Annotated in this window: 7 protein-coding genes and 1 pseudogene; 6 read left to right on the top strand and 2 right to left on the bottom strand. The window is 62.7% G+C overall.

Annotated features, from left to right (window positions below):
• On the bottom strand, positions 1-656 hold a 656-nt coding region (locus tag T281_RS16085), incomplete at its 3' end, for an N-formylglutamate amidohydrolase (RefSeq protein WP_052037595.1).
• A gap of 153 nt (positions 657-809) precedes the next feature.
• Between T281_RS16085 and T281_RS16080 the strand changes: the two genes are divergently transcribed.
• The 6 genes and pseudogenes from T281_RS16080 (at position 810) to T281_RS16065 (ending at position 4,382) form a co-directional block, all read left to right on the top strand.
• The gene (locus tag T281_RS16080; protein ID WP_037241845.1) at positions 810-2,261 is read left to right on the top strand and encodes a cryptochrome/photolyase family protein; all 1,452 of its coding nucleotides are present in this window, start codon (positions 810-812) and stop codon (positions 2,259-2,261) included.
• Positions 2,262-2,347: 86 nt separating this feature from the next.
• Positions 2,348-2,470 carry a hypothetical protein gene (locus T281_RS19770; protein ID WP_276324649.1) on the top strand — a complete coding sequence of 41 codons (123 nt, stop codon included), beginning with the start codon at positions 2,348-2,350 and terminating at the stop codon, positions 2,468-2,470.
• Positions 2,471-2,575: 105 nt separating this feature from the next.
• The gene (gene msrA, locus T281_RS16075) at positions 2,576-3,235 is read left to right on the top strand and encodes a peptide-methionine (S)-S-oxide reductase MsrA (protein ID WP_037241844.1); all 660 of its coding nucleotides are present in this window, start codon (positions 2,576-2,578) and stop codon (positions 3,233-3,235) included.
• Between the two features lie 136 nt (positions 3,236-3,371).
• Positions 3,372-3,776, top strand: a complete 405-nt coding sequence (gene crcB / locus T281_RS16070) for a fluoride efflux transporter CrcB (RefSeq protein ID WP_037241843.1) — start codon at positions 3,372-3,374, stop codon at positions 3,774-3,776.
• Positions 3,777-3,800: 24 nt separating this feature from the next.
• Positions 3,801-3,932, top strand: a pseudogene (locus tag T281_RS18490) (pirin family protein); the annotation flags it as partial.
• Between the two features lie 210 nt (positions 3,933-4,142).
• Entirely contained in the window at positions 4,143-4,382 is a 240-nt protein-coding gene (locus tag T281_RS16065) for a hypothetical protein (RefSeq protein ID WP_013419844.1), read from the top strand.
• Between the two features lie 179 nt (positions 4,383-4,561).
• On the opposite strand, the gene T281_RS16060 is transcribed toward T281_RS16065, so the two are convergent.
• Complete coding sequence (locus tag T281_RS16060; protein WP_037241842.1) at positions 4,562-5,023, bottom strand: GatB/YqeY domain-containing protein; 462 nt, start codon at positions 5,021-5,023, stop codon at positions 4,562-4,564.
• Positions 5,024-5,244 lie beyond the last annotated feature (221 nt).

The raw sequence follows: 5,244 nt of genomic DNA, 5'->3' as shown, positions 1-5,244 counted from the left end.
CCGAGACCCTTCAGCAGCGCCATGACGAGCCGCGTGATTTCTGGCGCGCAGGATGCGCCGAAACGATCCCCCAGCACAAAATCCGGCCATCCGCCGCGCTCGGCCTGCTGCGACGGCATCGAATGGCAATCGAATAGAAAGGCCCCGCCGAAGCGCGCCCGGGAGGCCTGCAACAGTTCGCCAAGCGCCGCGTGATAGGGCTTGTAGAGCTTCTCGATCCGCACGAACGCCGTATCGAGCGCGAGCGGCCCCGGATAAATCTCCTCCTTCTCGTTGACGATGCGCGCGATAGTTCCGAGCCCGCCGATGGCGCGCAGCGACTGGCTGTTGACGAAATCGGGTAACCGTCCGTTGAAAAGCAGCGGATCGAGTTCGTAAGGCTCGCGGTTGATATCCACATAGGCGCGTGGAAAGTGCGCATGCATCAGCACTGCGCCATGCTCTGGCGCCGCCTGCAGCAGCTGTTCGACGTATGCGTCTTCCGACTTGCGGAGGGCCTGCGCGGAAAGCCTCGATGCGGCGAGGAAGACGGATGGATAAACCCGTCCGCTGTGGGGCGAATTGAAGACGATCGGAACGCGCTGGCTTTGCGCACCGAGGATCGTGAAAGGCGGATCGAGTTCCGCCGCGATACACAGGGCTTCGTCTTGCGGCATTAAAACCGTTTGCGCGTGCCAGGGCCGGATCGGATTGCTTCGCTTAACTGTCGCAAAAACGCCGCCGGAACGCAATTGCGATCTGGCGTTCACGGTGCAACTTCCGGGCGAATCGCGCATTTGATGTCGCGAGTTAATGGAGAAACGCCGATAATGCCCCGTTCATCGCGTGCCGCTCCTGCGCTCGTCCTTTTCCGCCGCGACCTCCGCCTCGCCGATCACCCCGCTTTGTCGGCCGCCACCGAGACGGGCGCGCCGGTCCTCCCGGTCTACATCCTCGACGACGAGACGCCGGGGCGTTGGCGCATGGGCGGCGCAAGCCGCTGGTGGCTTCATCAATCGCTGCGGTCGCTGGGGGCAGATCTTGAGGCTCGCGGCTCGCGGCTGGTGCTTCGACGCGGCGAGACCGAGCGCGTGTTGCGTGACCTGATCGAGGAAACCGGCGCTCGCACGATTTTTTTTACGCGCGGCTATGAGCCGTATCAGCGCGCACTCGAAGAGCGGCTGAAACTCTCGCTCGAAGCGCGCGGCGTTTCGCTGCGGCGGTTCGGCGGGCAGATCCTCGTCGAACCGGAAAACCTCGCGAACCTCGCGGGCGCGCCGTTCCGCGTGTTTACGCCGTTTTTCCGGGCACTATCGCAGCGCGGCGAGCCCTCAACGCCATTGCCCGCGCCGCAAAAACTCGCCGCGCCGGATAGCTGGCCGCGCTCCGACGCGCTGGCAAGCTGGTCTCTCGAACCGACGAAGCCCGATTGGGCGCGCGGTATCCGCGCCGCGTGGCGGCCGGGTGAGACGGCGGCGCGGAAACGCCTCGCACAATTCATCGAAACGACGCTCGCATCCTATCGCACGCGGCGCGATGAACCCGGCATCGACGGCACGTCGCGGCTCTCGCCACATCTGGCGTTCGGTGAAATCGGCCCGCGCCAGATCTGGCACGCGGTGCAGGCGGCAGCGGAAGCGGCGGGCGATCACGCGGCGGCCGATGCTTATCTGCGCGAGGTCGGCTGGCGGGAGTTCTCCTATCACCTGCTATTTCATTTTCCGCACCTGCCCGAGGCGCCGTTCCGCCCCGAGTTCGAGGCGTTCCCCTGGCGCGACGACGAAACCGCGCTCGAAGCGTGGCAGCGCGGACGCACCGGCTACCCCATCGTAGACGCGGGCATGCGCCAGCTCTGGCAGACGGGGTGGATGCACAATCGCGTTCGCATGATCGTCGCCTCGTTCCTCATCAAGGATCTGCTGTTGCCATGGCAAACCGGCGCGGATTGGTTCTGGGATACGCTCGTCGACGCGGATCTCGCGAACAACGCCGCAAGCTGGCAGTGGGTGGCGGGGTCCGGCGCCGACGCCGCGCCCTATTTCCGCATTTTCAATCCCGTGCTGCAGGGCGAGAAATTCGACGCGCGGGGCGATTATGTGCGCGCCTTCGTGCCGGAACTCGCGAAGCTTCCCGCATCGCTCATCCACAAGCCATGGACCGCCAGCGCGGCGGCCCTGCGCGACGCTGGCGTGACGCTCGGCGAAACGTGGCCGCATCCCATTGTCGATCACGTGGCGGCGCGGGCAAGAGCACTCACCGCATTCGCATCCTTGAAGAAATAGCGAGACGCCCGGCAAAGCAAGTACGGAACCTTGTCCGCCCCTCGTCCGTTTACTGAATGACATTTAAGCTTGAAGGAGCACTCAAAATGCGGAATTTCATCATCGGCGCGCTTCTCGTCGCGCTCGTCGCGCTCGCGGCGTTCTACATCTACGACCAGAACACAATCAGCGTCGAGAAGCCCACGATCCCTAACGTTCGCGTCAACTAGCCCTGCCGCGCGCAAGACTGCGTGAACAGCGCCGGAAACTCCGGCGCGAACCTTTTTCTCCGTGCCTCCTTATCCCCATATCGAGCGCGAAAGAAAGAGGTGCCCATGTTCTCGTTCAGCAAGAAAACACAGATGCCGGACGCCGCGACCGCACTTCCGGGCCGCGACGCGCCAATACCAACCACCGATACAAATATCGTGAACGGCGCCGCGCTGAAGCCGCCATACCCCGAAGGGAGCGAAATCGCGATTTTCGGACTTGGCTGCTTCTGGGGCGCGGAACGCCGCTTCTGGCAAATTCCCGGCGTGATCGTAACCGCAGTGGGCTATGCGGGCGGCTTCACGCCCAACCCGACCTATGAGGAAGTCTGCTCGGGTCGCACTGGCCACACCGAGGCGGTGCTTGTGGTGTTCGATCCGAAGAAGGTCAGCTATGGCGAATTGCTGAAAGCCTTCTGGGAATCGCACAATCCCACGCAGGGCATGCGGCAGGGCAACGACGTCGGCACGCAATACCGCTCCGCGATCTACACCACGAATGACGAGCAAGAGCGCGAAGCGCGCGCGTCGAAGGAGGCTTACCAGCAGGCGCTTTCCGCGAAGGGCCTTGGCGCGATCACGACCGAAATCGCACCTGCGGGCGAGTTCTACTTCGCGGAGGGCTATCATCAGCAATATCTGGCGAAAAACCCTGGCGGCTATTGCGGCCTTGGCGGGACCGGCGTGTCGTGCCCGGTCGGCACTGGCGAAACCTCGCCCGCCTGACGCGCGCTTGTGAATGCGTGGTGACAGTCCTATAACCCGCCCTGACTTATACTCCTTCGTTCGCCCGCTCCGTCAGCGGGCGTTCTTTTGTCTCGGGGGCGCGCCCGCATCGCCCCTGATCCCACGCGAGCAGACCATGTCCTTGCTGACCTATCTTTTCATCGCGCTCGGCGGAGCCATCGGCAGCGTGGCGCGCGCCGCCGTCTCGGACGCCATGGTGCGGCTCACTGGACCGTTTTTTCCGTGGGGCACAATCCTCATCAATATCACCGGCTCGTTCATCATCGGGCTGTTCGCGGCGCTGTCGGTGTCGGGCAGCCGCTACGGCCTGCACGGCGACGCCCGCGCCTTCGTGATGATCGGCATTTGCGGCGGCTACACCACCTTTTCGTCATTCAGCCTGCAAACCTTCGATCTCCTGCGCGACGGCAAGCCATGGTCGGCGCTCGCAAATGTCGGCCTCTCGGTGGCGATGTGCCTTGCGGCGGTGGCGCTAGGTTACGCGTTGGCGGCGGCGGTTGCGGGCGACACGCGAGCCTGAGCGGTTCGCGCGCTTGTCGTTCGAGGCACGGTGACGGCGAATGGCGAGAGCCTAGAAGCGGGCGACGGCGCGGGCAGCGTTTCAGAAGAGGATATCCGCATCGAAGCTGTGGAAAAGACGGAGGTGCTTCTCTTCGACATGAGAGTGTCCGTTTAGCAAAGTAAAGCTTGAGTGAGGTTGAGTGGAAGCGCGGTCGCGTCTGCCATCCTCGCGAAAGCCACGCTTAAGCCAAGGCGCGGAGCCCGTTGACAAACTGTGATAAAACAACGGCACGCCTTGACTTAAAGTTGCAACAATTGTTTTGTACACCTTTGATTATCGTTTGGGCAGTCACCTTCGCGTAAGGTTGAGTTGGAGTCGGTAGTGATGAAACAGGACATGGACGAGTTATTCCGTTCCTTGCTCGATGGGGTCGGCACTACGGTCGACACAAAAAACGGCGCCGTCGAGCAGTCGCGTCAGTTGGTTACGGCGTTCAGCCGGATCGAGGATCACAACGTGAGGCAGGAGCTTCTGCTGCTGATCGAGCTGGTTTCCCGCATGCCCAAGGTTTTGACAACGCGTCAGGATCGCTTCTCGCATGTCGGTCTCGCCAACCTGCATTAAGCTCTGATACCTGCGCGCACAGCTCGTGTCCGCGATGCATCATGAGTTCGGCGCGGCCGCGCGGTTTCAGCGATCGCAGCGATGCGCTTCGTGCGCCAAATCGAAACGCGCCGCCTCGCCGTGAGGCCACGCGTCCGCCTTGGGCGAGATGGGCGCGAAAGCGCGCGCTCCCCGCCCCGTCAGTTCCCGGCGAGTACCTCTTTCACGACGGCGCTTGCCTTCGTCATGTCGAGTTGGCCCGCGTAATTCGCCTTCAGCGCGGCCATGACCTTGCCCATGTCCTTGACGCTCGTCGCGCCGAGCGTGCCAACCAGTTCCTTCACGACGGCCTTGAGGTCATCCTCGCTCATCTGCTTCGGCAGAAAGTCCGAAATGATCGCGATCTCGGCCTCTTCCTTCGCCACCAGATCCGGCCGCTCGCCCTTCTTGTAAAGCTCCACCGACTCGCGCCGAGATTTGATAAGGCTTTGCAGCAGGTTCAGCACCTCGTCCTCGCCGATGTGCTCGTCGCCGCGACCGCGCGCCACGTCGATGTCCTTCTGCTTGATCGCAGCGTTCACCATGCGCAGCGTCGTCGTCTTCACCTCGTCTTTCGCCCGCATGGCGTCTTTCAAAGTCTCGGATATTTTCTGACGAATCATGGCCGCAATTCCTTTCCGTTTGAGGAGAAGATTTAGCGCGTCGAGGGGCGCTCGACAACGCACGCTGGCGCTCCGAGTCCGACATTTGCGTTTGCACCGGCATGCTCACAGGCGTGTGCGGCGAGCGCTGGTGGTGGAAAGCGCAATGCATACGGTTGGCTTCCCCGAGAGAATCGTTTCGAGTGATGCAGACTGAGGGCGAGGCAAGACCATGCGCGGAA

Source organism: Rhodomicrobium udaipurense JA643, assembly GCF_000636015.1.
Classification (GTDB): domain Bacteria; phylum Pseudomonadota; class Alphaproteobacteria; order Rhizobiales; family Rhodomicrobiaceae; genus Rhodomicrobium; species Rhodomicrobium udaipurense.
The sequence above is the reverse complement of the archived record's forward strand: the minus strand, read 5'-3'. Positions and strand labels throughout refer to the sequence as shown.

Coding starts and splice junctions, on each gene's coding strand:
- T281_RS16080 (WP_037241845.1), top strand. CDS start 810: ATGCCCCGTTCATCGCGTGCCGCTCCTGCGCTCGTCCTTTTCCGCCGC.
- T281_RS19770 (WP_276324649.1), top strand. CDS start 2,348: ATGCGGAATTTCATCATCGGCGCGCTTCTCGTCGCGCTCGTCGCGCTC.
- msrA (WP_037241844.1), top strand. CDS start 2,576: ATGTTCTCGTTCAGCAAGAAAACACAGATGCCGGACGCCGCGACCGCA.
- crcB (WP_037241843.1), top strand. CDS start 3,372: ATGTCCTTGCTGACCTATCTTTTCATCGCGCTCGGCGGAGCCATCGGC.
- T281_RS16065 (WP_013419844.1), top strand. CDS start 4,143: ATGAAACAGGACATGGACGAGTTATTCCGTTCCTTGCTCGATGGGGTC.
- T281_RS16060 (WP_037241842.1), bottom strand. CDS start 5,023: ATGATTCGTCAGAAAATATCCGAGACTTTGAAAGACGCCATGCGGGCG.